This is a genomic window from Streptomyces flavotricini (genome assembly GCF_020639365.1).
Classification (GTDB): Bacteria; Actinomycetota; Actinomycetes; order Streptomycetales; family Streptomycetaceae; genus Streptomyces; species Streptomyces flavotricini.
The window spans coordinates 7725287-7749095 of the sequence record NZ_JAINUL010000001.1; the positions used below are offsets into that span (position 1 = coordinate 7725287).

A 23809-nucleotide genomic window follows, 5' to 3' on the forward strand; every position below is an offset into this window, starting at 1 on the left:
ACCCGGCCGACCCGCCGGCCCGCAGCCCCGCTCCGCGCGATGCGGCTCCGGGCCGCCCGGCGGGGCTGCACAATCGTGGGGTGACTGCTGAAGATCCTTTCCTGTGGCTGGAAGACGTCGAGGGCGAGAGCGCCCTGGCCTGGGTGGCGGAGCGGAACGCGGAGACCGCCGCCGCGCTCACCACCGACCCGCGCTTCGAGGCGCTGCGCGACGAACTGCGCCAGGTCCTCGACGACGCCGACCGCATCCCGTACACCGCCCGCCGCGGTGCGCACCTCTACAACTTCTGGCGGGACGCGGACCGCCCGAAGGGCGTGTGGCGGCGTACGACACTGGAGCAGTACCGCAAGGACGACCCCGCCTGGGAGGTGCTCCTCGACATCGACGCCCTCGCCGCGCGGGAGGGCGAGGAGTGGGTGTGGGCGGGCGCCCGGGTGCGGTACCCGGATCACCGCCGCGCCTTGGTCCAGCTCTCCCGGGACGGCTCCGACGCCGTCGTGGTCCGCGAGTTCGACCTCGACGGGCGCGCCTTCGTAGGGGGCGGGGACGGCGGCTTCCGGGTCGAGGAGGCGAAGACCCGGATCGGCTGGATCGACGAGGACACCGTCTTCCTCGGCACCGACCTCGGACCGGGCTCGCTCACCGCCTCCGGCTACCCCCGCACGGTCCGGCGCTGGCGCCGGGGCACCCCCGTGACGGACGCCGCGGTCGTCTTCGAGGCCGAGCCCGGGGACGTGTCCGCCGCCGGCTGGCACGACCCGACCCCCGGCCACGAGCGCGACTTCGTCTCCCGCCACATCGACTTCTTCCACGCCGAGCTGTACCTGCTCGCCGACGGCGACCGGCTCGTGAAGATCGAGGCCCCGGACGACGCCGGGAAGTACGCGCACCGCCAGTGGCTCATCGTCACCCCGAAGACCCCCTGGCTCGGCCACCCGGCCGGCTCGCTCCTCGCCTTCGACTTCGATGCCTTCCTCGCCGGGGACCGCACCGCGCAGGTGCTCTTCGCGCCCGACGAGCGCACCGCCCTGGCCGGGCACAGCTGGACCCGCCACCACCTGATCCTGGAGACCCTCGCCGACGTCGCCACCCGCATCGAGGTCCTCACCCCGGGTCCGGACGGCTGGAGCCGCCGGCCGCTCGCGGACGTGCCGGCGCTGTCGTCGGCGACCGTCACCGACACCGACCCGGACGTCAGCGACGAGTACTTCCTCAACGTCGACGGCTTCCTGCAGCCCTCCACGCTCGCCTACGGGCACATCGGCGCCGACTCCGAGCCGCTCAAGCAGGCTCCCGTCCGCTTCGACGCCCGCGGCCTGTCGGTCCGGCAGTTCTTCGCGACCTCCGCGGACGGTACGCGCGTCCCGTACTTCGTCGTCGGCCCCGCCGGCCAGGACCGGCCGGGCCCCGCGCTCCTCTACGGCTACGGCGGCTTCCGGGACCAGCAGACCCCCGGCTACAGCCCGCTCACCGGCCGGGCCTGGCTCGCCCGCGGCGGTACGTACGCGGTCGCCAACATCCGCGGCGGCTCCGAATACGGCCCCGCCTGGCACCGGGCCGCCCTCGGCGCGCACCGGGTCCGGGCCTTCGAGGACTTCGCCGCCGTCGCCGCCGACCTCACCGCCCGGGGCATCACCACCCCCGAGCGGCTCGGCATCACCGGAGCCAGCAACGGCGGCCTGCTCATGGGCGCCATGCTGGTGCGCCACCCGGAGCTGTTCGGCGCGGTCGTCGCGAAGGTGCCGCTCCTGGACATGCTCCGCTACCACCGCCTGCTCGCGGGGGCCTCCTGGGTCGCCGAGTACGGGGATCCCGACAGCGAGGCGGACCGGCCCCACCTCGAAGCCCTCTCCCCGTACCGGAACCTCGCCGCGGACCGGCCGTACCCGCCGATGCTGCTGATGACCTCCACCCGCGACGACCGCGTCCACCCCGGCCACGCCCGCAAGACGGCCGCCCGGCTGCGGGAACTGGGACACCGGGTGCTCTTCCACGAGAACACCGGCGGCGGCCACGGCGGAGCCAGCGACAACGAACAGGCGGCCGTCAACCAGGCGCTCTCGTACACGTTCCTGTGGCAGCACCTGGGCGGCGAGCAGGCCTGAGCGGCCCGGCCAGCGCCCGGGTACGAAAATGCGTTGCCCGGGCGCTGGCGGTTCCCTCACGATGATCCGTTGTGAGTAGCACCCGTTTGTCCAGCTTGCTTCCCGATCTGTCCCCATGGCGGTCCAGCCGCGATTTCCGCCTGCTCTTCTTCCAGGGCGCCGTCACGTTCTTCACGTCCTTCATGGCGATGATCGCCCTGCCGCTCCAGATCAAGCACCTGACGGACTCGCCGCTCGCGGTCGGTGCGATGGGCGCGGTGGAACTCGTCCCGCTCGTCGTCTTCGGCCTCTACGGCGGGGCCCTGGCCGACGCGATCGACCGGCGTCGGATGATCATGCTGAGCGAGGCCGGGCTCGGGGTGCTGGCCCTGATCCTGCTCGTCAACTCCCTGCTGCCGAACCCGCTGCTGGGGCCCCTGTACGTGGTCGCGGCCGGCGTCTCGGCACTGGCCGGGCTGCAGCGCCCGGCCCTGGACTCGATGATGGCGCGCATCGTGCCCCACGAGCAGATGACCGCGGCCGCCGCCCTGAACGCGCTGCGCTACCAGATCGGCGCGATCGCCGGACCGGCGCTCGCCGGCCTCGTCGTCGCCTATGCCGGCTACCCGGCCGCCTACGGCATCACCCTCGCCGGCTTCGTCCTGTCCGTGATCCTGTGCACGCGGCTGGCCCCTGCGCCACCCTCGTCGGACGCGGAACGGCCCTCGCTGCGCGGGATCGCCGAGGGCGCGCGCTACGCGTGGAGCCGGCCGGTGCTGCTGGGCACCTACGCGGTGGACCTGGCGGCCATGTTCTTCGCCTTCCCGAACACGATCTTCCCCTTCCTCGCGGACGAGCTCGACGCGGTGTGGGCGCTGGGCCTCATGTACTCGGCGGGCGCCGTGGGCTCCCTGGTCCTCGGGATGACCAGTGGCTGGACCTCCCGGGTGCGGCGGCACGGCCTGTTCGTCGTGTGCGGGGCGGCGGTCTGGGGCGCGGCGATCGCGGCGACCGGCTGGTTCACCGACATCCGGGTGGTGCTGGTGTGCCTGGCGGTCGCGGGCGCCGGCGACATGCTGAGCGGCCTGGGCCGGGCGACGATCTGGAACCAGACCATCCCCGAGGAGCTGCGCGGGCGGCTGGCGGGCATCGAGGTGCTCTCGTACAGCGTGGGTCCGCAGCTGGGCCAGGTCCGGGCGGGCACGGTCGCGGGCTGGACGGGTACGCGGTCGGCGTTCTGGAGCGGCGGTCTGATGTGCGTGGCGGCGGTGGCTGCCCTCACCGTGGCGCTGCCCAAGCTGGTGACGTACGACGCGGACACGGACGAGGACGCGCTGCGGCGCCGCGCCGAGAAGGACCAGGCCGCGAAGGAGACGGAGCCGCTCCCCACGCCCACCTCGTGACGAAACGGTCATCTTCCTGTCATTGTCCGCGCATGCCCGCGACGGAGGGTGGAGGAGATCGGGTACGCACGGGCACGTGAGGAGAACGGGATGAAGAGGGGTGCGCAGCGACCGGCCGTCACGGTGTTGGTGGCATTGGCCGCCGGGGCCCTGTCCGCGTGGATCGCGGTCGCGGGCGACGGCGACGGGCTGAACGTGACCTCGGCGAGCCGCTTCGCCTCCGGTTACGTGCCGTACGCGGCCGTCGTGCTGCTGGTCTCGGCCACGGCGCCGACGGCGGTGCACGCCGTCCTGCGCGCCGTGCTCTCCCAGCTGCTCATGATCTGGGGCTACTACACCTACGGCCCGATGATCACCTTCGAGCGGACGCCCACCCAGGCCGTGCACTACGCGCAGGAGTGGGCCGCGGTCGCCGTCACGGCCGTCCCGGTGGCTGCGCTGGGCACCTACGGCCTGGTCCGCGGAGCCCGGCTGCTCGCCGCTCCGCGCCCCGGGCGGGCCTCCCGCTAGGGAGATCCGGACACGTCCTGGTCCGGCGATCCGGGTCCGGCCGCCGGGTCCTGGGCACGGCGGGGCAGACGGTCGCCGGGTCCCGGCCGGGGCAGCGGGCGGACGACGTACTGGTTCTCCACGAGGTGCTCGTACACCTCGAAGTCGACGGACTGCCACCGCCCCATGTCGCCGTGGACGGCCCGGAACTGGGCCGGAGTCGGAGTCGCCACCCTGCTCACCTCCACGTCCTCACCTCCGTGCGGGCACTCATACGACGCTAGAACAGTTCGGGACCGCGTGCACTACGTGGTGACCGGCTCCCCGGTGAGGCCGGCCAGCGCCAGCGCGCGGTGCATGGCGGGCAGGTCCCAGTCTTCGTCCCGTCCCTCGTCGCCGGCGACAGCGACCAGGGAATCCAGCGCCCGGGGCGCCAGCCGGTACCCCTCGGCGGCCTCCAGGAGCTCCTTCGCGGCCGGGCCGTGCCCGGCCAGCAGGCCGAGGACTTCCCGCCTGTCCGCGAAACGGTTCACACCGCAGTCCAGACCGTCGTCCCCGAGGTCCTCAGGGTAGGGGGCGCGGGCCCAGGCGCCGTTCTCGTACCAGTAGACGCAGCCCAGTTCCCAGCCCTCGAGCAGGTCGCGCAGCTTCTCGTACGGGAGCCAGTCCGGGCCGCCCGCCAGCATGTCGATGGCGGGCTCGTGCCACTTGACGCCGCTCGACTCGTCCTCGCCGTAGAGCACGAAGCGGCCCCGGCCCATCCGGCGCAGGGCCCACCACGTGCAGCCGCAGTCGTCGAGGCGGAGCGCGGAGCCGTCGATCCAGTGGCCGGTGCGGTGCACACCGTGGCTCTCCGCCGCGGTCGTCGCCTCCAGTACGGCGACCAACGCCCAGCGGGCCCAGAGAAGTTCCGCCGCGGGAAGGTCTCCGGGCCGGCCGGGCCGGTGAATCGTCATGCCGTCTCTGCTCCTCGTGCCGGTGGTGTACGCCTACCGGCACGAGGGTATCCGTCGGAGTCCGGCCGCTGCCGTCACACCGTCAGTGCTTCGTCGCCCGGGGGACGTCGGTGCACAGGGCCCAGATGACGAACACGCCGAGGCCGATGGCGATGATCGACCAGAGTGGCTGGTACGGCAGCCACATGAAGTGCAGGATCACGTACAGGCTGGTCAGAACGATACCGGCATACCGGCCGGCCTCCCAGCCCTTGAGGATCGCCGCACCGGCGGCGACGACGAGGATGCCGGCGATGAGATGGATCCAGCCCCATGCGGTGAGGTCGAACTTGAAGGTGTAGGCGCCGATGCGCTGGTACACCTCGTCGTTGGCGATCGCGACGATGCCCTCGATGATGCTGAAGATGCCGGTGACGACCATCACGACGCCGGCGAACATCGTGCCGCCCGCGGCCCAGCCGCTGTTGGTGCTGCTCGGCGTGGAACTCGGCGTGCTGCTCATCGCGCCGCCTCTCTCTCGGATGCGGGACCCCGTTCCGAATGCCACATCGGTCCCGTACCCCATCGTGCGCACCACTTCCGCGCCCCGCACGTCGGGGCGTGACCGACCTGCTCGCGGAGCGTGAGCGGCCGGGCCGGCCGCTCACGGCATACCGGCCAAAGACACGGGCCCGGGGCTTGTCCGGGGGAGGGGCTGGGCAGGGGTCGGGGCATGTTGAGGCCCCAGCGTGAGCTGCCCCGTCAGATCTCCGACGCGCATGTCGACGCCCTCGTCGGGCTCGACCCGATCACCGGCACGTACCTCGGCACCTCCGTCGGCGCCGGCAGACTGCCGGACTTCTCGCCCGACGGGGCCGCCGCCGAGGCCGAGCTCGCGCGCGAGACCCTCGTACGGCTCGCGGGCAGCACTGCGGACGCCGACGTCGAGCGGCGGTGCGCGCGGCTGTTGCGGGAGCGGCTCGACGCGGAACTGGCCCAGTACGAGGCGGGCGAGCACCTGCGCGCGGTGAACAACATCTCCTCGCCGCTGCACCGGGTCCGCAAGGTCTTCGCGGTGATGCCGACCCGTACGCCGCAGGACTGGGCGGCGATCGCGCAGCGGCTGCGGGCCGTCCCCGACTGCCTGAGCGGCTACCGGGCCTCGCTGGCCGAGGGCGTGGGGCGCGGGCTGGCGGCGGCGCCGCGCCAGGTACGGGCCAACGTGGCGCAGCTGGAGGAGTGGCTGGGCGCCGGGGGCTCCGCCGGCTCCGCAGGCGGTGGCTTCGGCCCGCTGGCCGCCGGTGCTCCGCCGCACCTGCGCGCCGAGGTCGGTGCCGCGGCGCGCGCGGCGACCGCCGCCTTCGCGGAGCTGGGGGAGTGGTTCCGGCGCGAGTACGAGGCCCAGGCCACCGGCGCCGGGGCCGAGGACGCCGTCGGGCGCGAGCGCTACGGCCGCTTCGCCCGCTGTTACACCGGCGCGGATCTCGACCTCGACGAGGCGTACGCGTACGGCTGGGAGGAGTTCCACCGACTGCTGCCCGAGATGCGGGCCGAGGCGCAGCGCGTCCTGCCCGGCGGGCAGGACCCCTGGGTCGTACTGGCCTGGCTGGGCGACCACGGCAGGAGCGTCCACGGCGTGGAGGAGACCAGGATCTGGCTCCAGTCCCTGATGGACGAGGCCGTGGAGGCGCTGGACGGGCGGCACTTCGACATCGCGGGGCCGGTCAGGAAGGTCGAGTCCTGCATCGCGCCGGCCGGCGGCGCCGCGGCCCCGTACTACTCGCAGCCGTCCCTGGACTTCGCGCGTCCGGGCCGGACCTGGCTGCCCACGCTGGGCCGGACCCGCTTCCCCACCCACAACCTCGTCTCCACGTGGTACCACGAGGGCTTCCCCGGGCACCATCTCCAGCTGGGGCACTGGACGTTCGTCGCGTCCGGCCTCTCCCGCTACCAGACGGGCGTGGCCAAGGTCAGTGCCACCACCGAGGGTTGGGCCCTGTACGCCGAACGCCTCATGGACGAGCTGGGTTTCCTCGCCGATCCCGCGCACCGGCTGGGCCACCTCGACGCCCAGATGATGCGGGCCGTGCGCGTGGTGATCGACATCGGCATGCACCTGCGGCTGCCCGTCCCCGCGCACTCGCCGTTCCGGCCGGGGGAGCGGTGGACTCCCGCGCTGGCGCGGGAGTTCCTCGGCCGCTACTCCAGCCGGCCCGCCGCGTACCTCGACAGCGAGGTCGTCCGCTATCTGGGCCGGCCCGCCCAGGCGATCTCGTACAAGCTCGGTGAACGGGCCTGGCTGGAGGGCCGGGAGCGGGCCCGGGCCAAGCAGGGCCCGGACTTCGACCTCAAGCGCTGGCACATGGCCGCGCTCTCGCTCGGCTCGCTCGGCCTGACGGACCTGAGCGAAGAACTCGGCTCCCTGTAGGCGGGATTCAGGGGCGGGCGGCGGTGTGCTCCAGGACGGCGCGGACCTCCGCGGTGATCGCGGTCTCGTTGCGCTCGAACTCGGGGCCCGTCAGCAGGCCAGGGTCCGTCGGGAGGCCGGTGAGGACCGGGGTGTGAAGGTGGCCGCCGGGCAGCTCGGGGGCGAGTTCGCCGCGCAGGCGGTTGGAGCGGTAGGCCACCTCGTTGGAGAGGTAGCCACCCCCGCCGCCCTCCACCGCGCGCGAACCCGGCGTCGGGCCGTCCTCGCGGTCCACCGGCCCGGTGGCGCCCGCCGGGATCTCGGTGACGGCCGTGTTGAGCAGCACCGGGTACGGGTTCCGCACGGAGTCGGTCGCCGCCTCGGTCGGGAGCGTGGTCCGGATGAACTGCGCGCCCGGGCCGAGACCGGGGGCGGTCACCGGGTGCTCGCGGGTGCCGCCGGAGAGGGAGCCGGTGTTGTCGGGGTACGGGTCCGCCGACCGGGACCGGCCCGCCCAGGCCTCCAGGGTGAAGATGCCCGGGTAGCCCTGGCTGATCGTCGTGATGACGTCCGCCGCGCCGGGACCGCCCGTCAGGCGCGGGGCGAAGGCCCGCTCGACGACGCCCGCGTCGAAGTCGGCGTACCGCACGGGCAGGACGACGGCCCGTATCTCGGCGCGGCTTCCGTCGGCGAGGGTGATGCGGCGCCCGTTGAGCTGGAGCGCCGCGGAACCGGAGGGATTGGCGCGGCGCAGCTCGGTGTCGAGCCCGAAGGGGTCGAAGCCGCTGACGAAGACGTGCCGAACCCCCGCCGGCGTCTGGAAGGCGTTGTCGGCGAGGCCGCGCGAGGAGTCCTCGAAGCGGGTGCGCAGCGTGGCGCGGTCCACGGCGAATCCCGGCTCCCAGCGGGCGAGCGCGGTGGTCATGGCCAGCCGGGTCCAGTACAGCGGGCGGTCGTCCCCGGCCGGGAGGTCGCCGCCGGGGCGCTGCCCCTGGGCGCGCCGTACGGCGGCCTGCCAGAGCGCCTCGCCCCAGCTGTCGAGCAGCCGCCCGGCCTCGGCGGGAGTGCGGACCGAGCACAGTGCGGCGGGGAAGCGCCGTACGAAGTCCCCGAACCCGGCGCGTTCGACGAGCGCGGCGGTCCGCGGGTCGGCGAGCCGCGCTTGTTCGGTGTCGAGGGGTGCGGAGGGTGCCGTACGGCAGGAGGAGGTGCCGTCCGCGTGGGCCGGTGCGGCGACGGCCGGGGGGAGGGCGGTGGCAAGGAGGACAGCGAGCGCGGCGGTACGCCGTAAGAGCATCATGCAATGTGACATTACATAGCTGGTCTCGCGCCTCACCAGGCTCTTCCACCGGTCTGGCCGGTTCCCGTCACTCCGGCTCGGTGGAGTCTCGGCGCCGCCGGCGCAGCGTCGCGTCGAGGGCGGCCGACAGCTCCGGAACCGTCGGCCGCTCCGCCGGATCGGGCCGCAGGCAGCCGTCGACGGCCGCCGCCAGGGCCGCGGGCAGGCGCCGGTGCGCGCGGACGGGCGGGGCCGGCTCGTCGAGTTGGGGGTACCAGTCCGCGGGCCCGGCGTCCGTCGTCCCGTCGAGGGTCCCGTCCACGGTGTCGCCGCTGTCGAACGGGACCTCCCCGGTGGCGAGTTCGTACAGGGTGACGCCGATGCCCCAGACGTCGGCCGCCGCCGACAGGACTCCGCCGCGGGCCTGTTCGGGGGACATGTAGCCGAACGTGCCCACACCTGCCGGGGCGATCCCGGGTGCGCGGGCGGTGCTGAGGTCGAGCACCTTCGCGTGACCGCACTCCACCACGACGTTCGCCGGCTTCAGGTCCAGGTGCAGCAGGCCCTCGCCGTGCAGGTAGTGCAGTGCGGAGCACAGCTGCACGCCCAGGACGGCCACGTCCTGGGCGGCCGCCCGCCGCGGCAGCCGGTCGATGAGGTGGGACAGCGTCTCGCCCGTCAGCGTCTCGAGCACGACGAGCGGCTCGGGGGACTCGAAGGTCTCGTAGGCGCGGACCAGGTGCGGGTGTGTGAAGTGCCGGAGCCAGCGCCCCTCGCGGACCAGCCGTTCGGCCGTCCGCGCCTCGCCGCGGCGGTCGGGGCGCAGCATCTTCACCACGCACCGGCAGTCCCGCTCCTCGCTCCAGGCGTCGTACAGATCGAGCCAGCCGGTGCGGTCCAGATGGGCCAGGACCTCGTACCCGGGCGCGGGCCGCGCGCCGGGCGCGAGGGGCGGGCCGACGGGACGGGCGGTGGTCGCGAGGCTCATGACAGGACCTTCAGCGGGGAGGCGGAACCGGAGCCGGGCGCGCCGCCGTTCATCCGGTGCAGACGGGCGTAGACCCCGCCCCGTGCGAGCAGTTCCTCGTGCGTACCGCGCTCGGCGACCCGGCCCCGGTCCAGCACCACCGTGCAGGTGGCGTCTCGGACGGTCAGCAGGTTGTGGGAGATCACGACCGTGGTCCGCCCGGCCATCAGCCGGCGCAGCGGCTCCATGATCCGGCGGGCCGACTCGGCGTCCAGGCCGGTGGTCGGTTCGTCCAGGAGCAGTACGGGCGCGTCCCTGACCATGGCGCGGGCGATCGCCAGACGCTGGGCCTGCCCGCCGGACAGGGTCCGGCCCCGCTGGCCGACGACGGTGTCGTAGCCCTCGGGCAGGAGCCGGATGAACCCGTCGGCGTCGGCCGCGCGGGCGGCGGCGACGATGTCCGCCTCCGTCGCGCCGGGCCGCCCGTACGCGATGTTCTCCCGTACCGTGCCGTGGAAGACGAGCGTCTCCTGCAGCACCACCGCGACGTTCTCGCGCAGTTCGGACAGCCGCAGCTCCCGCAGGTCGGTCCCGTCGAGGAGGACCGACCCCTCGTCCGGGTCGTAGAAGCGCAACTGCAGCTTCCCGACCGTGGACTTGCCGGCGCCGCTGGCCCCGACGAGCGCCACCGTCGTACCGGGCCGCACGCGGAAGGACACCTCGTGCAGGGCCCATCGCGCCGTGCCCGGATACCGGAACGAGACGCCGCGGAACTCGACATCGCCCCGGGCGCGTCCGATCCTCCGGGCACGGGCGGCCTCGACCTCGGCGACCTGCGGCTGCTGGTCGAGCAGCTCGATGATCCGCTCGGCCGACGCGGACGCCGCGTAGAAGGTGTTCGTGAGCTGCGACAGGTCGCGGATCGGGCTGTAGAGGCGGCCCAGCAGGGCGACGAAGACGAGCAGCCCGCCCAGGGTGAGCTGGCCCTGCGCCAGCTTCCACGTACCCATCCCCATCACGGCCAGCGCTCCGGTCAGTTCGATGACCTCCACGATCGGGCCGTACACGGAGCGGATCCGGGCCGAGACCATCGCCGCGCGGAAGCGGCCCACGCTCTCGCGCTCGAACCGGCCCTCCTCCGTCCCCTGCCGGTTGTACGCCTGCACCAGCGCGATGTTGCCGAGGGACTCCTCGGCTATCGCGCTGATCGAGCCGCTGCGCCGCCTGCGTTCGCGCGAGGCGGCCTTGATCAGCCGGGAGAAGCGCCGCGCCGCGCCCCAGAAGAGCGGCACGATGACGAGCGCGAGGAGGGTCAGGTCCCAGCTCAGGTAGAAGAGCAGACCGAGGAAGACGCCCAACTGGATCACGTAGTAGAGGGCGTTGGTCACGCCCGAGAGGAGGAACGTCTCGATCGCGTCGACGTCTCCGGTGATGCGTGACAGTACGTCACCCAGCCGTCGCCGCTCGAAGAACCCGAGGGAGAGCCCCTGGACGTGCCGGTAGACATCCGACCGCAGGGACAGCAGAAAGCGCTCGCCGACCCACGTGGACAGCACGTCGTCGGCGAACGCGAGAACACCCGAGGCGAGGACCAGCCCCAGGTAGGCCAGGGCGATCCAGAGGAACGGGCGCAGATCGCGCGGGACGAGGACCTCGTCCACCACGATCTTGAAGAGCCAGATTTCGGCCGCGTCGAGCAGCGGGCCGATCATGCTGAAGAGCAGGATCGGGACGAGCCAGCGCCGGCCGCCCCGCGTATAGGGCCAGAACCGGCGGAACGCCTCGCGCGGTGTGACGGGCGGCGCGGCCGCGACGACCGCGTCGGGGTCTTCCGCCACCGACAGCAGTCGTCGCAGGGCATGCCGCGCGACCCGTCCCATGGTGCTTACCAGTTGTTGCCATGGTGGCCGTTGTGGCCGTTGTTGTTGGTGTAGTGACGGCGACGGTGACGGCGCCTCCCGGTGGTGTCGTCACGTCCCGAGGTCATGTCCCTCTTGCCGCGACGCCGGTGCTTTGCGGGAATCAGGTGAGTGAAGATGGCCATGAGTTTTCCTCCATGAGCTGTCTCACTGGAGAGGCTTCCACAGGGGCATACGCTCCAGAGGGCTCAGGAGATTGCCCTTTCCCGAAAAATTCACCTTCCGAAAGTCTCCGGAGGTCTTCCCCGAACGCCTGCCGATCGGCGGTCGCCCTGCGCGGACGGGGCCCACGACCGGGTGAATCGGCCGGGTTCGGGCCGGGCTGGTATGGGATGGCCCCCGCAACACCCTCATGCGATGGGAGACCCACATGAAGATCCGTACCCTGGCCGTCGCGGCCTGTCTGGTAGCCGGTGCGACGCTCGGCGGGATCGGCAGCGCCTCCGCCGACTCCAAGGCCGAGGGCTACGCCGTCGGCTCGCCGGGCATCCTCTCGGGCAACGTCGTCCAGGTGCCGATCCACGTCCCGATCAACATCTGCGGCAACAGCATCAACATCCTCGCGGCGCTGAACCCGACCGCCGGCAACACCTGCATCAACACCTGATCCACCGTGCCCGCGGTGCCACCGGCCCGTCCGGTGGCACCGCGCGGTGCGTCGGCCCAGGGCCTGTCCGGCGGATCAGGGGCGGCCCCGCCCCTGATCCGCCGGACAGCCCTTAGGGGACCCCGCGGATGCGGCGGACCAGCACCGATCCCGCCAGCGCCAGAGCACCCGCGAGGGCGTACAGTGCGGTGTACCCGCCGAAGTGCGTGACCACCGGCGCGGCGATCACCGGAGCCAGCACCTGGGGGAGCGCGTTGGCGATGTTGATGACGCCGAGGTCCCGGCCCCGGTCCTGCGCGGTCGGCAGCACGTCCGTCAGCAAGGCGAAGTCCACCGAGGTGTAGACGCCGAAGCCGACCCCGAGGACCAGCGAGGCGACGATCGCCCCGGTCCAGGTCTGCCAGACGGCCAGCAGCAGCGTGGCCACCGTGATGACCAGCCCCGACCCGATGACGTAGACCTTCCGGCGGCCGGTGCGGTCCGATCGGACGCCGCCGACCACCACCGTGGCCAGCAGGGTGAGCGCGTTGAGCGCCGTCAGGATCAGGACGCCGGTGTCGGCGTCGCCCCCGTAGTGCACCGCGTCGGTCAGGTAGTACAGCAGGTACATCGTGCTGACGGAGTACGACAGGTTCATCAGGAACCGCGTCAACCAGGCCCAGCCGAAGTCGGGATGGCGGCGTGGGTCGATCCAGAAGCCGGTGAGGAAGGTCCGCCACCGGAACACGGGCCGGGCTTCGGGCCACAGTCGGGTGTCGCGCCGCATCACCACGTACGGGACGGCCGCGAGCACCGAGAAGGCCGCGCACGCGAGGTAACCGGCGGTGATGCCGCCCGCGACCGTGGCCAGCGCCGTGCCGACCAGGATGCCGCCGACCTGCGAGACCCCGAGCCAGCCGCCGACCAGCCCGCGGCGGCGGGGCGGGACCTGGTCGGGCACGGCGGCGGTGAGCGCGGCGAAGGCCGCGTTGAGGGCCAGTTGGACCAGGCACCAGCCCGCGATGACCACGGGGACGCTCGAAGCCCGCGCGAGGACGAGCAGCCCGGCCGCCCCGCCCAGGGTCCCCGCCACCACCCAGGGGATCCGCCGGCCCACGGAGGCCGTCGTACGGTCCGACAGGGCCCCGAAGACCGGGTTCGCGACCATCGAGACGGCCGCCCCCACCCCCGTCACCAGGGCGAGCGTGGCCGCTTTGTGGTCCGGGGTGAGCTGCTCCGCCTGGCGGGCCAGGAGCAGTTGGAGCGGGCCGAACCAGCCGACCCAGACCCCGAGGTTGGCGAGGGACAGCGCACCCACCCACCGCCCGCCGACCGGACCCGCGGGATCGGCGGGGTCGACGGCTTTCGCGGCCGTCCCCCCGACGGTCATCTGCCGCCCTTGATCACGTCGCGGTACCAGGCGTACGACTCCTTCGGTGTCCGCTCCAGCGTCTCGTAGTCCACGTGGACCAGGCCGAACCGCTGCCGGTACCCCTCCGCCCACTCGAAGTTGTCGAGGATCGACCAGATGAAGTAGCCGCGGACGTCGACTCCCTGTGCCATCGCCCGGTGCAGGGCGGCCAGATGGCCCGCGTGGTACTCGATGCGGCGGTCGTCGGCGATGCGCCCCGTCACGGGGTCGGGCGCGTCCGCGTAAGAACAGCCGTTCTCGGTGATGTACAGCGGCGGCAGCCGGTCGCCGTAGCGCTCCCGCAGGCGGACGAGCAGTTCGCGCAGCCCGTCCGGGACCACCGGCCAGCCGAAGTCGGTGTGTTCGCACCCCTCGATCGGCCGGAACGCGAAGGGGAGGTCCGCCGGTATCTCGATGCCCCCGAACTCGCCTGCGGGGGAGGCCGGTTGGGGCGCGCCGACGAGCATCGGGTTGTAGTAGTTGATCCCGTACCAGTCCAGCGGGGCCGAGATCGTCTTCAGGTCCTCGGCCACCGGGCCGGGCAGCAGGGAGGCCAGGCCCTCGTCCGGATACGCGCCGGTCAGGACGGGGTCGGCGAAGAGCCGGTTCGTGAGCAGGTCGTACAGCTCGGCCGCGCCGCGGTCCTCCGCGCTGTCGCTCGCCGGCCACACCGGGCTGTGCGAGGCGGCGATGCCGATCTGCCGGGCGCCCGCGGCCCGCAGGGCCTGGACGCCCAGGCCGTGGGCCAGGAGCTGGTGGTGCGCGGCCGGCAGGGCGTCGAAGACGAGGCCCTTGCCGGGGGCGTGCTCCCCGATGCCGTACCCCAGGAGGGTGACCTCGGCGGGCTCGTTGATGGTGATCCACATCGGGACGCGGTCCGCGAGCCGCTCCGCGACCACGGACGCGTACTGCGCGAACCGCTCGGCGGTGTCGCGGGTCAGCCAGCCGCCCTTCTCCTCCAGGGCGAGCGGGGTGTCCCAGTGGAACAGGGTCGGGACCGGGGCGATGCCGGCCGTGCACAGCGCGTCCACCAGGCGGTCGTAGAAGTCCAGGCCCTTGCGGTTGACCTGCCCGTGGCCGTCCGGCAGGACCCGGGACCAGGACACCGAGAACCGGTAGGCGCCCACGCCGAGTCCGGCCATCAGGGCCACGTCCTCGCGGTAGCGGCGGTAGTGGTCGGTGGCCACGTCCGCGTGCGAGCCGTCCTTGATGCGTCCGGGCTCCCTGGTGAACGCGTCCCACGAGGAGGGACCCCGGCCGTCCGCGGTGGGCGAGCCCTCGATCTGGAACGCGGAGGCGGAGACGCCCCAGAGGAAATCGGCGGGGAACGCGGGTACGGACGCAGTCATACGGGCTCACTTCGGTCGAGGCGGGCGAGGGCGCTGACGGCACACTGTTGGCCCGCGGCACCCGCCCTGTCAATGGAAAGTGAACAATCCTCAACTTCTGTCTCGGGGGCAGTGCCCGTGCCGGGACCCGGCGCACCGAGCCGGGACCCGGCGCAAGAGGCACCCTGGAGGCATGGCCAGGGCCAACGAGAAGGTCGAGGCACTGCTGCGGGAGTACGCCGACCTGATCTCGATCAGCGGCGGCGACGCCTTCAAGGCGCGCGCGTACGAGAAGGCCGCCCGCGCCATCGGCGGCCACCCGGCAGACGTCTCCGAGCTGGACGTCAAGGGCCTGCGGGAGATCCCGAACGTGGGCAGGTCGATCGCCGAGAAGATCGTCGAGTACCTGAGCACCGGGCACGTCCCGGACATCGAGGAGCGCCGGGCCGCCGTCCCGGCCGGGGTGCGGGCCCTGACCGCGATCCCCGGGCTCGGCCCCCGCAAGGCCCACGTCCTCCACGAGGAGCTGGGCGTCTCTTCCGTCGAAGAGCTGGAGGAGGCCGTTCGAGAGGAGCGGTTGCGCGACCTGAAGGGCTTCGGCGAGCAGACCGAGCGGAACATCCTCCACGGCATCTCCGTGCTCCGGAACGCCGACGGCCGGATCCTGCTCGGCGCCGCGATGGACATCGCCGAGCAGATCGTCGCCGAGATGGAGCGGATCCCGGGCTGCGTGCGGTGCACGTACGCGGGTTCGCTGCGCCGCATGCGCGAGACCATCGGCGATGTCGACATCCTGGTCGCGGCCGGGGAATCCGCGCCCTTCATGACGGCCCTCACGGAGCTCCCGCTGGTGGCCGACGTCATCGCGCACGGCGCGAAGAAGACCTCCGTCCGCACCGCGGCCGGCCTCCAGGTCGACCTGCGCGTCCTGCCGCCCGCCTCCTGGGGGGCGGGACTGCAGTACTTCACCGGGTCCAAGGCGCACAACATCCGCACCCGCGCCCTCGCGGTGCGCCAGGGCCTCAAGCTCTCCGAGTACGGGCTCTTCGACGCGGAGAGCGGCGAGAGCCTCGCCTCGGAGACGGAGGAGGAGGTGTACGCCCGGCTCGGCCTGCCCTGGATCCCGCCGACACTGCGCGAGGACCGCGGAGAGGTCGCGGCCGGGCTGCGGGGCGAACTGCCCGCCCTCGTGGCGCAGGACGACATCCGGGGCGACCTGCACACCCACACCGACCTCACCGACGGACTCGCCTCCCTGGAGGACATGGTGGCCGCCGCCGCGGCGCGCGGCTACGCGTACTACGCGGTCACCGACCACGCGCCGGACCTCGCCATGCAGCGCATGACCGAGGAGAAGATCCTGGCCCAGCGCGAGCGGGTGCGGGCGCTCGACCGCACGGTGCGCGGGATGCGGCTGCTGCACGGCACCGAACTCAACATCGGCCCGGACGGCGGCCTGGACTGGCCCGACGAGTTCCTCGCCGGTTTCGACCTGTGCGTGGCCTCCGTGCACTCCCACTTCGGCCAGAGCCGGGCGGCCATGACCCGCCGCTTCATCCGGGCCTGCGAGAACCCGTACGTCTCGGTCATCGGCCACCCCACCACCCGGCGGATCGGCCGGCGCCCGGGCGTGGACGCCGATTTCGAGGCCGTCTTCGCCGCCTGCGCGCGAACGGGCACCGCCCTGGAGATCAACGCGCACCCGGAGCGGCTCGACCTGGGCGACGAGGACATCCTGCGCGCCAAGCGCCACGGGGTGAAGTTCGCCGTGAACTCGGACGCGCACGCCACCACGCACCTGCCGTACCTGCGCTACGGGGTGGGCACGGCGCAGCGCGGCTGGCTGACGAAGGACGACGTCGTCAACGCCTGGCCGTGGACCCGCCTGCAGCGGTTCCTGAAGGGCGGGCGCTGAAGAACGGCTCCGGCCCGCCCCCGAGGACCGGGGCGGGCCGGGCGTGAGCGGGGCGGGTCAGTTGTTCTGCGTGGCGTCCGTGTCCGCCTGGGCGGCCGCGCTCTCGGCGTCGTCCAGCTTCTGCTGCATGTCCTTGACCGTGGCGCCGTCGGCCGTGCCGTTCGGCTTGGCGCTCGCGCCCGGCGTGCAGCCGGTGAGCAGCAGGGCGGTCGCCGCGGCCAGGGTGGCGAGGGCCGCGGCGCCGCGGCGGGACACGGCCACCCGGGTCACTTGGACTCCTGCGCGGAGCACCAGGTGCTGACGGCCTTCAGGTCGTCCTGCCGCTTCTGGAGGGTGGGCAGCAGGCTCTTGCGGAAGGTCAGGCGGTCGTTGAGGTAGGTGTGCACCTCGGTGTGGCCGGCGGTCTGGGCGTTCGTGACGCGCTGCTCCAGCCGTGCGACGGAGCCGAGGACGGTGGCGTCGCCCTTGAGCCGGGTGATGGCCGTGCTGACCCGGGTCTCCGTCTTGGGCAGGCGCTTGCAGATCGCCTTGGCGCCGTCGCCCTTCGGTGCGGACTTGGCGGTCTTCGGCGCGGCGGGGGCGGGACTGGCGGACTCGGCCTGCGCGGGAGCGGCGCAGATCAGGGCGCCGGCGAGCGCGAGGGTGCCGATCGCGGCGGCGGTCCTACGGTTCGGGAGCATGGCTGTATCCCCTTCGGTGTGAACGGGCCGGCTCACGGGCGGCCGACCGGTCAGGACGGTAGGGGGTGTCTTTGTGGAATCTTTGTGAGTCCGCCCGGGCCGCCGGCCGGAGCCCTCAGTCGCCCCGCGAGATCCAGTCGCGCCGCTTCGGCAGCCGCAGGGTCGGGGCGTCCGTCGCCGACAGGGGCAGGCGCACTTCGAAGCGGGTGCCCGTGCCGCCGGGCGGCGTCCCGATCACGACGGAGCCCCGGTGCAGCGCGGCCTGCTGGGCGACCAGCGTCAGCCCGAGCCCGGAGCCGGGGCTGCCGGGGCGGTGGTGGAAGCGCCGGAAGACGGCCTCCCGCTCGCCGGGCGGGATGCCCGGCCCCGCGTCGTCCACGGTGAGCACCGCGTACCCGCCCTCCGCGTGCAGCCCTACCGCGATCCTGGGCGGCTCGTCGGGCCGCCGGCCGTGCACCACCGCATTGCCCAGCAGGTTGGCGAGCAGGATGGTCAGCCCGGCATCCCAGCCGAACACCCTTAGCTCCGACGGGAGTTCCACGACCAGCCGTGCCTCGGGATGGCGGCGGGCGGTCTCCCCGGCCACGGTGTCCACCAGCTCGGACAGGTCGAGCGGGGCGAAGGCGGACACCTCCACCAGATCGCCCCGGGCGAGCATCCTCAGGGCCGTGAGCACGTCCAGCAGCCGGGCGTGGTCGCGCTGCAGGTCCCTTACGATCTCGGCCCGTTCGGCGGGGGAGAGGTCGGGATGGGCGGCCAGGACGTCCAGGTCGGTCCGCATGCTCATCAGCGGGGTGCGCAGCTCGTGCGAGGCTGCGGAGGAGAACGAGCGCGCGGTGTCCAGCGCCTGCGCCGTGCGGGCCGCCTGCTCCTCGTACCGGGAAAGCAACTGGCCTATGGCGCAGGACAGTTCGTCCACCTCGGCGATGTTCGCGGGCGCGCTGGCGAAGGCGGCCGCGCCCGCGCCCGGGTCGAGTGCGGCGGCCCGGCGGCTCAGCCTTCGTACGGAGGCGGTGGCGCGGCCGGCCAGCCCGTACGCGAGCAGCCCGGAGACCGGCGCGGCCAGCAGGGCCACGAGCAGGACCCGGCGGCGTACGGCGACGACCTGCGGGTCGGCGGCCGAGGCCGGGGTGAACAGCCAGAGCGTGCCCGGGGCGGGACCCGCCACCGGGACGGTCAGCACCCGCCAGGCGCGGCCCTTGGCCCGGACGGTGACCGGCCCGTCCGCGGTCCGCTCCGGCAGCCGTACCGGGTCGGCGGGCTGCGGGCCGCCCTCCAGGACGACGGATCCGTCCGCCGTACGGACGCGGATGCCGGCGTCGAGGACGTCGCCGAGCACCTTGCGGTGCTGGTTCTGCTCCACCTTCGGCTTCCCGTTGCGGTCCGCCGTGAGCAGGGTCTTGACGTCCGGGAGGACGGCGGAGGCCCGGTCCTGGAGCCGGGTGTCCTGCTGCTGGTGCAGATCGCGGCTGACCAGCCCCAGCACCAGCAGTCCCGCGGCGAGCACCAACAGGGGCACCACCACCGTCACCGAGAGGGCGATGCGGGTGGCGAGTTTCACGATCCGCCCTCCCGGGCCCCGGGGACGCGCAGCACGAAGCCGACGCCGCGCACGGTGTGGATCAGGCGCGGGCGGCCGCCCTCCTCCAGCTTGCGGCGCAGATAGCTGACGAAGGTGTCGACGGCGTCGCTGCGGACCTCGAAGTCGTAGCCCCACACCCGGTCCAGCAGCTGGTCCCGGGTGAGGACGATCCCCGCGTTGCGCGCCAGCTGCAGGAGGAGCTCGAACTCACGCCGGGTGAGGTGGAGTTCGGCCTGCTCGTGATGCACCTGGCGGCGGGCCTCGTCGATCACGAGCGGGCCGGCGCGCAGGACGTCGGAGGCGGGCTCGGGCGTCGGGCGGCGCCGCAGCAGGGCGTGCAGGCGCAGGACCAGCTCCTCCAGGGCGAAGGGCTTGACCAGGTAGTCGTCGGCTCCGGCCTGAAGTCCGGCGATCCGGTCCGCCACCTCGTCCAGGGCCGACAGCATCAGGACGGGAGTCTCGTCACCGCGTGCGCGCAGGCTGCGGCAGACCTCGGTGCCGGTCAGGCCGGGCATCGAGACGTCCAGCACGAGGACGTCCGGGGTCCGGTCGGCGAGCTGTGCGAGCGCGGCGGGCCCGTCCTCGGCGAGCAGTACGGTGAAGCCGCTCAGCCGCAGCCCGCGCTCCAGGGAGCGGCGGATGGCGGCGTCGTCGTCCGCCACCAGTACCCGTCCGGTGGACGTACCGCCGGACGTACTGCCCGACGCACTGCCGATGCCGGTCACAATGCCCTCCTCGCGCACGGCCCCGTCGCGGAGGCCGGGGCGACCATCTCACGGCCGCCGTACCGCCCGGAAGGCGGGGTACGGGGGGTGGGTCCGGCCGGTCTCCGGGCCGGTCTCCCTCCGGAGGGCCGCCGAGAGGTGCCCGCTCGTGTCGCGCAGGGCGCGGGGGACGCGCGGGCCGCGCCCGATGGTGCGGGTGGTGCGCTCCAGGACGTTCAGGGCGCGGACGGAGCCGATGTCCGGGACGGAGTCGACCAGGGCGGACAGCCGGGCGTCCGTTTCGCGCCAGGCGCCGGCCCGGGCGAGTACACGGGCCAGCTCGGTGGAGAACAGCGACCGGTAGGCGGGTGCGTCGCCCGCCGCCGTCGCCTCGTGGAGCAGCTCCGCGGCCCCGTCCAGGTCCCCCAGGTCGGCGAGGGCGAGTCCGTGGTGGCCGTCGAGCTCCGAACGGTCGAACCACCAGGTCCAGGACGGATCGCGCTCGCCGGGCCCGTCGGCGAGGAGGTCCCGGGCCGTGGCGAGGGAGCGCAGCGCGCGCCGGTCCTGCCGGAGCCGGGCGCGGGCGCGTGCCTCCCGTACGTGGAAGATGGCGGCCACCCGCACCGGGAGGTCCCGCCCGGCCAGCACGGACGAGGAGATGCGCAGCGATTCGGCGGGGCGCCCGAGGTGCTCCTCCTGCAGGCACAGCACGGACAGGACGAGCGGCTCGACGGAGGCGGCCCCCGCGGGGAGGGTGCGGGCCAGGGCCAGTGCGCGGCTGCTGAACCGCCGCGAGATCCCGTGCCGCTCGGCGTCGAAGAGGATCCAGGCGGCGACCTGTAAGAGCTCCATCAGCGCGGACCGCTCGGCCGTCCCGTGCCCGACGGCTGCGCGGGCTTCGGCGGACGCGACGGCTCGCAGGGCCGCGGGTGCGGCCCGCCGGGCCCCCGCCGTACGGTCCGTCTCGAGGAGTTCCGCGGTCAGCGCGGTGATGTGTTCCATGGTCCAAGCCTGCGCCCTTTCCGGACGCGGCGAACGGCGGTGTTTTCGCACCCGGCATGATGGTGGCCCAGAAGCCGCCGATGCGGCGCCACCCGCCACTCGAGGAGGAGCGGCATGTCCGCCCGGCCCACGCCGTATCCCGAACGCCCCGCGCAGGCCCCGGTCACCGGGGGCGGTCTCGCGGAGCTCCTGCGCAGGGTCCGCTACGAGGTCCTGCCGGCGAAGGCCACCGAGGACAAGGTCCTGGCGCACGTCCCGGCCGACGTGCCGGTGACCGTCACCGCCTCGCCGGCCAAGGGCATCGGCCCGACCCTGGACCTCGCCACCCGCCTGGCCGGGCACGGCTACCGGGTCGTCCCGCACCTCCCGGCCCGGCAGATCACCGACGCCGGCCACCTCACGGACGTGGTGGACCGGCTGGTCGCCGCCGGCATCGAGGACGTCTTCGTACCGGCCGGGGACGCCGACCCGCCGGCCGGGGCGTACGACGCGGCCCTGCCCGTACTGCGCCGGCTCGGCGAGCTGGGCAGCCCGTTCGCGCACGTCGGCATCACCGGGTACCCGGAGAGCCATCCCCTCATCCCCGACGAGGTCGCCGTCCGGGCGATGTCCGAGAAGCAGCCGCACGCGACGTACATCGTCAGCAACCTGTGCTTCGACCCGGCGACCCTGCGGCAGTGGCTCGTGCGGGTGCGCGGCCGGCAGATCACGCTGCCCGTGCACGTCGGTGTCGCCGGTCCGGTCGAGCGCGCGAAGCTGCTGTCGATGGCGACGAAGATCGGCGTGGGGGAGTCGGCCAAGTTCCTGACCCGGCACCCCTCGTGGTTCCTGCGCTTCGCGGCGCCCGGTGGCTACTCCCCGGAGCGGCTGCTGCGGCGCGCCGCTCCCGGCTTCGGCGCGCCCGAGTCCGCGGTGGCCGGCCTGCACCTGTTCACCTTCAACCAGATCGCCGAGACGGAGCGCTGGCGCCGCGCGATGCTGGACCGTACCGGCGGCTGAGCGGGCCGGCCGCACATCTGGAATTCGCCTGACTCGACCCGGACTTGAACGCTGCCCGGCTAGCGTTCGCCTCGGTGCCCGGATCTACATGTACAGGTCAGGAGATGATGTGCGCAGCCTGCTGTCACCGACGAGGACGATGAACGAAGCGGCCGCGGCCCGGGGCTCCCGCCCCGGGCGGCGACGGGCCGGACTCCGCCGGGCCGCGACGACCGCGGGGCTCGGGGCCGCGGCACTCGTGATGGCCCTTCCGGCCGTCGCCGTCGCGGACGTGATACCGGCCCTGCCGCAGAACGCGGACGGCCTCGAACAGACCTTCTCGCCCGCCTTCGACTACGACGGGGACGGCTGCTACGCCACTGCCGCGATCAGCGCCGGCGGGGTGCTCAACCCCGGTCTCAAGCCGGGCGGAGCGGTCAACGGCCACTGCCGGGACCTCGTACAGCTGCAGAACTCCAACACGTACTCCCGCGCGAAGTGCAACAACGGCTGGTGCGCCGTCATGTACGCGGGCTACTTCGAGAAGGACCAGGCCACGCTCGGCCCCGCGGCCATCGGGCACCGGCACGACTTCGAGCACGTGGTGGTCTGGATCAAGGACAACGAGGTCCAGTACGTGTCGACTTCGCAGCACAGCGGGTGGAAGTGGTACCCGCGGTCGCAGGTCCGGTTCGACGGGACCCACGCCAAGGTCGTCTACCACAAGGACGGCGTCTCGACGCACTTCTACCGTCTGGCCAACGGCAACGACGAGCCTGCCGAGAACCACACCGGCAACTGGTTCTACCCGCGCCTCGTCGGCTGGAACGGCTACCCGGCGGGTCTGCGCGACAAGCTCATGAACGCCGACTTCGGCTCGGCCACGATCAAGATCTCCGACGGCCGCTTCAACGACGCCCTGAACGCCTCGAAACCCCCGATCCCCTTCAACCCCTACGCCTGACGGAACGTGACGGAGCCCGGGAGCATATCCAGCTCCCGGGCTCCAGCTTGCCACCCAATTGCGCACACCGGCGGCGTTTAAGAGTCGCGGATCATTCTGAGATCGACGTGTTCTGCCTTTGAACTACCGCGCCACGAGAGAGGCGCAGAGGGGACTTGAACCCCCATCCGTCGATGATCGTCCGCGCTCGGTCGATCCGGCGTTCGGCGGCGAATGCTGAGACTGGAGCGAGAATCTGAGTTTCACGGGGCCGCCTCTTCCGGCTTGGGCCACCCCGGCACGTGTGCCGGGGGAGGGATTCGAACCCCCAACTGACACCCCTTGGTCAGCTTCAACATCAGTTTCAGCTTTGCGCTTCGCGCGCACCCCCTCGCTCGCACAAGGGGCGATCTTGAGGCTACCGGAACAGGTAGCCGAACACCGCGTCCCCGACCCGCTGGTCGGTTACCTCGGCGCCGTTGGCCTCCTCACGGGCGAACTTGACCGCCTGCTGGAGCCTTTCGACCCGGTCGAGGAGCTCGTTGACCCGGCGGGCCGGCAGTGCGCCGGAGAACTTCACCGTCGTCCAGTAGCCGACCGGGACGTCCTCGTAGTACACCTCGACCTGGGCCGGGTGCTTCTCCGTGGCCTCGGCCTTCACGTGGTTGCGGGGCACCTTCTTGGTGCGGATCGTGCGGACCGGGTCGGTCTTCCACGCGTCCGTGGACGGGTCGAGGTTCCAGGCCTCCGACGCGTCCAGCACCGGCAGCTTGCGTACGAACGTGTGCAGGTCGGTGAGCTGCTTCTCGAGGAACAGCAAGTACGGGACCGGCACTTGCGGCAGCAGGACCGTTCCGTCGACGACGACGTCCGCGGCCGCCGTGCGGTTCGCCCAGTCCTTCGTCGCCGTCACGTCGAACAGCCGCGTCAGCGTCCCCGCCGTCGCGCGCAGCACGTCCTCCGCCTTGACCTGCACCCGCGTGGACTCGGGCGGCAGCTGCTCGCCCTCCTCGTCCTTGGGCTGGTACGTCCGGGAGATGCCGGCGAGCAACGCGGGCTTCTGGACGTCCTGATGGGCTTGGGTGAGTTCCTGGAGAGACTTGGACTTGACGCCCTTCTCCACTGCGATGATCTGATTCAACTTCGGCACACGAGGAACGTAACAGCACAACAGGCCACCGCACACCTGGGTTTCGG

22 protein-coding genes are annotated in these 23809 nt (G+C 72.8%); 8 read left to right on the plus strand and 14 right to left on the minus strand.

Annotated elements, in window-relative coordinates; all coding sequences use genetic code 11:
- The first annotated feature begins 80 nt into the window (after positions 1 to 80).
- The 3 genes from K7B10_RS35335 (at position 81) to K7B10_RS35345 (ending at position 3997) form a co-directional block, all read left to right on the plus strand.
- Positions 81 to 2105, plus strand: a complete 2025-nt coding sequence (locus K7B10_RS35335) for a prolyl oligopeptidase family serine peptidase (protein WP_229342989.1) — start codon at positions 81 to 83, stop codon at positions 2103 to 2105.
- A gap of 86 nt (positions 2106 to 2191) precedes the next feature.
- Positions 2192 to 3487 carry an MFS transporter gene (locus K7B10_RS35340; protein ID WP_229342991.1) on the plus strand — a complete coding sequence of 432 codons (1296 nt, stop codon included), beginning with the start codon at positions 2192 to 2194 and terminating at the stop codon, positions 3485 to 3487.
- 90 nt (positions 3488 to 3577) lie between these two features.
- A complete protein-coding gene (locus K7B10_RS35345) occupies positions 3578 to 3997 on the plus strand; it encodes a hypothetical protein (RefSeq protein WP_229342993.1) in 420 nt (139 codons plus the stop codon).
- On the opposite strand, the gene K7B10_RS35350 is transcribed toward K7B10_RS35345, so the two are convergent.
- The 3 genes from K7B10_RS35350 to K7B10_RS35360 all read right to left on the minus strand — a co-directional run bounded on the left by K7B10_RS35350 (position 3994) and on the right by K7B10_RS35360 (position 5434).
- Complete coding sequence (locus K7B10_RS35350) at positions 3994 to 4209, minus strand: hypothetical protein (protein WP_229342995.1); 216 nt, start codon at positions 4207 to 4209, stop codon at positions 3994 to 3996. The genes K7B10_RS35345 and K7B10_RS35350 overlap by 4 nt on opposite strands.
- Before the next feature lie 72 nt (positions 4210 to 4281).
- The gene (locus K7B10_RS35355) at positions 4282 to 4932 is read right to left on the minus strand and encodes a hypothetical protein (protein WP_229342996.1); all 651 of its coding nucleotides are present in this window, start codon (positions 4930 to 4932) and stop codon (positions 4282 to 4284) included.
- An 82-nt stretch (positions 4933 to 5014) separates the two neighbouring features.
- Positions 5015 to 5434, minus strand: a complete 420-nt coding sequence (locus tag K7B10_RS35360; RefSeq protein ID WP_229342998.1) for a DUF7144 family membrane protein — start codon at positions 5432 to 5434, stop codon at positions 5015 to 5017.
- Positions 5435 to 5644: 210 nt separating this feature from the next.
- On the opposite strand from K7B10_RS35360, the gene K7B10_RS35365 reads away from it, so the two are divergent.
- On the plus strand, positions 5645 to 7339 hold the full coding sequence (locus K7B10_RS35365) for a DUF885 domain-containing protein (protein ID WP_229343000.1): 1695 nt from the start codon (positions 5645 to 5647) through the stop codon (positions 7337 to 7339).
- Between the two features lie 7 nt (positions 7340 to 7346).
- Here K7B10_RS35365 and K7B10_RS35370 read toward each other — a convergent pair whose 3' ends face one another.
- The 3 genes from K7B10_RS35370 to K7B10_RS35380 form a co-directional block, all read right to left on the minus strand.
- On the minus strand, positions 7347 to 8618 hold the full coding sequence (locus tag K7B10_RS35370; RefSeq protein WP_229343003.1) for a PA0049 family protein: 1272 nt from the start codon (positions 8616 to 8618) through the stop codon (positions 7347 to 7349).
- A 67-nt stretch (positions 8619 to 8685) separates the two neighbouring features.
- Positions 8686 to 9585, minus strand: a complete 900-nt coding sequence (locus tag K7B10_RS35375) for a serine/threonine-protein kinase (protein WP_229343005.1) — start codon at positions 9583 to 9585, stop codon at positions 8686 to 8688.
- Complete coding sequence (locus tag K7B10_RS35380) at positions 9582 to 11444, minus strand: ABC transporter ATP-binding protein (RefSeq protein WP_229343006.1); 1863 nt, start codon at positions 11442 to 11444, stop codon at positions 9582 to 9584. Before K7B10_RS35380 ends, K7B10_RS35375 begins: the two co-directional genes overlap by 4 nt.
- Before the next feature lie 409 nt (positions 11445 to 11853).
- Here K7B10_RS35380 and K7B10_RS35385 point away from each other — a divergent pair, with 409 nt between their 5' ends.
- Positions 11854 to 12090 carry a chaplin gene (locus K7B10_RS35385; RefSeq protein ID WP_229343008.1) on the plus strand — a complete coding sequence of 79 codons (237 nt, stop codon included), beginning with the start codon at positions 11854 to 11856 and terminating at the stop codon, positions 12088 to 12090.
- 112 nt (positions 12091 to 12202) lie between these two features.
- Here K7B10_RS35385 and K7B10_RS35390 read toward each other — a convergent pair whose 3' ends face one another.
- Both K7B10_RS35390 and K7B10_RS35395 read right to left on the minus strand, forming a co-directional pair.
- Positions 12203 to 13459 carry an MFS transporter gene (locus K7B10_RS35390; RefSeq protein WP_229343010.1) on the minus strand — a complete coding sequence of 419 codons (1257 nt, stop codon included), beginning with the start codon at positions 13457 to 13459 and terminating at the stop codon, positions 12203 to 12205.
- Positions 13456 to 14829, minus strand: coding sequence for a GH1 family beta-glucosidase (locus K7B10_RS35395; RefSeq protein WP_229343012.1), 1374 nt, complete (start codon positions 14827 to 14829; stop codon positions 13456 to 13458). The genes K7B10_RS35390 and K7B10_RS35395 overlap by 4 nt, the downstream gene beginning before the upstream one ends.
- A gap of 172 nt (positions 14830 to 15001) precedes the next feature.
- Here K7B10_RS35395 and polX point away from each other — a divergent pair, with 172 nt between their 5' ends.
- The gene (polX, locus tag K7B10_RS35400) at positions 15002 to 16723 is read left to right on the plus strand and encodes a DNA polymerase/3'-5' exonuclease PolX (protein WP_229343014.1); all 1722 of its coding nucleotides are present in this window, start codon (positions 15002 to 15004) and stop codon (positions 16721 to 16723) included.
- A gap of 57 nt (positions 16724 to 16780) precedes the next feature.
- Here polX and K7B10_RS35405 read toward each other — a convergent pair whose 3' ends face one another.
- The 5 genes from K7B10_RS35405 to K7B10_RS35425 form a co-directional block, all read right to left on the minus strand.
- Positions 16781 to 16993, minus strand: a complete 213-nt coding sequence (locus K7B10_RS35405) for a hypothetical protein (protein ID WP_229343016.1) — start codon at positions 16991 to 16993, stop codon at positions 16781 to 16783.
- The gene (locus tag K7B10_RS35410) at positions 16990 to 17403 is read right to left on the minus strand and encodes a hypothetical protein (protein ID WP_229343018.1); all 414 of its coding nucleotides are present in this window, start codon (positions 17401 to 17403) and stop codon (positions 16990 to 16992) included. The genes K7B10_RS35405 and K7B10_RS35410 overlap by 4 nt, the downstream gene beginning before the upstream one ends.
- Positions 17404 to 17518: 115 nt before the next feature.
- Positions 17519 to 18964, minus strand: coding sequence for a sensor histidine kinase (locus K7B10_RS35415; RefSeq protein ID WP_229343020.1), 1446 nt, complete (start codon positions 18962 to 18964; stop codon positions 17519 to 17521).
- Positions 18961 to 19710, minus strand: coding sequence for a response regulator transcription factor (locus tag K7B10_RS35420; RefSeq protein ID WP_308284664.1), 750 nt, complete (start codon positions 19708 to 19710; stop codon positions 18961 to 18963). The genes K7B10_RS35415 and K7B10_RS35420 overlap by 4 nt, the downstream gene beginning before the upstream one ends.
- Before the next feature lie 48 nt (positions 19711 to 19758).
- A complete protein-coding gene (locus tag K7B10_RS35425) occupies positions 19759 to 20790 on the minus strand; it encodes an NsdA family TPR-like regulatory protein (RefSeq protein ID WP_504967669.1) in 1032 nt (343 codons plus the stop codon).
- Between the two features lie 15 nt (positions 20791 to 20805).
- Between K7B10_RS35425 and K7B10_RS35430 the strand changes: the two genes are divergently transcribed.
- Positions 20806 to 21690 carry a methylenetetrahydrofolate reductase gene (locus tag K7B10_RS35430; RefSeq protein WP_229343023.1) on the plus strand — a complete coding sequence of 295 codons (885 nt, stop codon included), beginning with the start codon at positions 20806 to 20808 and terminating at the stop codon, positions 21688 to 21690.
- 139 nt (positions 21691 to 21829) lie between these two features.
- Entirely contained in the window at positions 21830 to 22633 is an 804-nt protein-coding gene (locus tag K7B10_RS35435) for an NPP1 family protein (protein ID WP_372481576.1), read from the plus strand.
- Between the two features lie 397 nt (positions 22634 to 23030).
- On the opposite strand, the gene K7B10_RS35440 is transcribed toward K7B10_RS35435, so the two are convergent.
- Positions 23031 to 23762, minus strand: a complete 732-nt coding sequence (locus K7B10_RS35440) for a DUF7873 family protein (protein ID WP_229343025.1) — start codon at positions 23760 to 23762, stop codon at positions 23031 to 23033.
- Positions 23763 to 23809: the final 47 nt, after the last annotated feature.

What these genes read in the sequence shown, in the direction of transcription:
- K7B10_RS35390 (WP_229343010.1), bottom strand. Translation starts at nt 13,459, where the DNA reads ATGACCGTCGGGGGGACGGCCGCGAAAGCCGTCGACCCCGCCGATCCC.
- K7B10_RS35380 (WP_229343006.1), bottom strand. Translation starts at nt 11,444, where the DNA reads ATGGGACGGGTCGCGCGGCATGCCCTGCGACGACTGCTGTCGGTGGCG.
- K7B10_RS35360 (WP_229342998.1), bottom strand. Translation starts at nt 5,434, where the DNA reads ATGAGCAGCACGCCGAGTTCCACGCCGAGCAGCACCAACAGCGGCTGG.
- K7B10_RS35395 (WP_229343012.1), bottom strand. Translation starts at nt 14,829, where the DNA reads ATGACTGCGTCCGTACCCGCGTTCCCCGCCGATTTCCTCTGGGGCGTC.
- K7B10_RS35370 (WP_229343003.1), bottom strand. Translation starts at nt 8,618, where the DNA reads ATGATGCTCTTACGGCGTACCGCCGCGCTCGCTGTCCTCCTTGCCACC.
- K7B10_RS35365 (WP_229343000.1), top strand. Translation starts at nt 5,645, where the DNA reads ATGTTGAGGCCCCAGCGTGAGCTGCCCCGTCAGATCTCCGACGCGCAT.
- K7B10_RS35410 (WP_229343018.1), bottom strand. Translation starts at nt 17,403, where the DNA reads ATGCTCCCGAACCGTAGGACCGCCGCCGCGATCGGCACCCTCGCGCTC.
- K7B10_RS35385 (WP_229343008.1), top strand. Translation starts at nt 11,854, where the DNA reads ATGAAGATCCGTACCCTGGCCGTCGCGGCCTGTCTGGTAGCCGGTGCG.
- polX (WP_229343014.1), top strand. Translation starts at nt 15,002, where the DNA reads ATGGCCAGGGCCAACGAGAAGGTCGAGGCACTGCTGCGGGAGTACGCC.
- K7B10_RS35355 (WP_229342996.1), bottom strand. Translation starts at nt 4,932, where the DNA reads ATGACGATTCACCGGCCCGGCCGGCCCGGAGACCTTCCCGCGGCGGAA.
- K7B10_RS35430 (WP_229343023.1), top strand. Translation starts at nt 20,806, where the DNA reads ATGTCCGCCCGGCCCACGCCGTATCCCGAACGCCCCGCGCAGGCCCCG.
- K7B10_RS35345 (WP_229342993.1), top strand. Translation starts at nt 3,578, where the DNA reads ATGAAGAGGGGTGCGCAGCGACCGGCCGTCACGGTGTTGGTGGCATTG.
- K7B10_RS35375 (WP_229343005.1), bottom strand. Translation starts at nt 9,585, where the DNA reads ATGAGCCTCGCGACCACCGCCCGTCCCGTCGGCCCGCCCCTCGCGCCC.
- K7B10_RS35435 (WP_372481576.1), top strand. Translation starts at nt 21,830, where the DNA reads ATGAACGAAGCGGCCGCGGCCCGGGGCTCCCGCCCCGGGCGGCGACGG.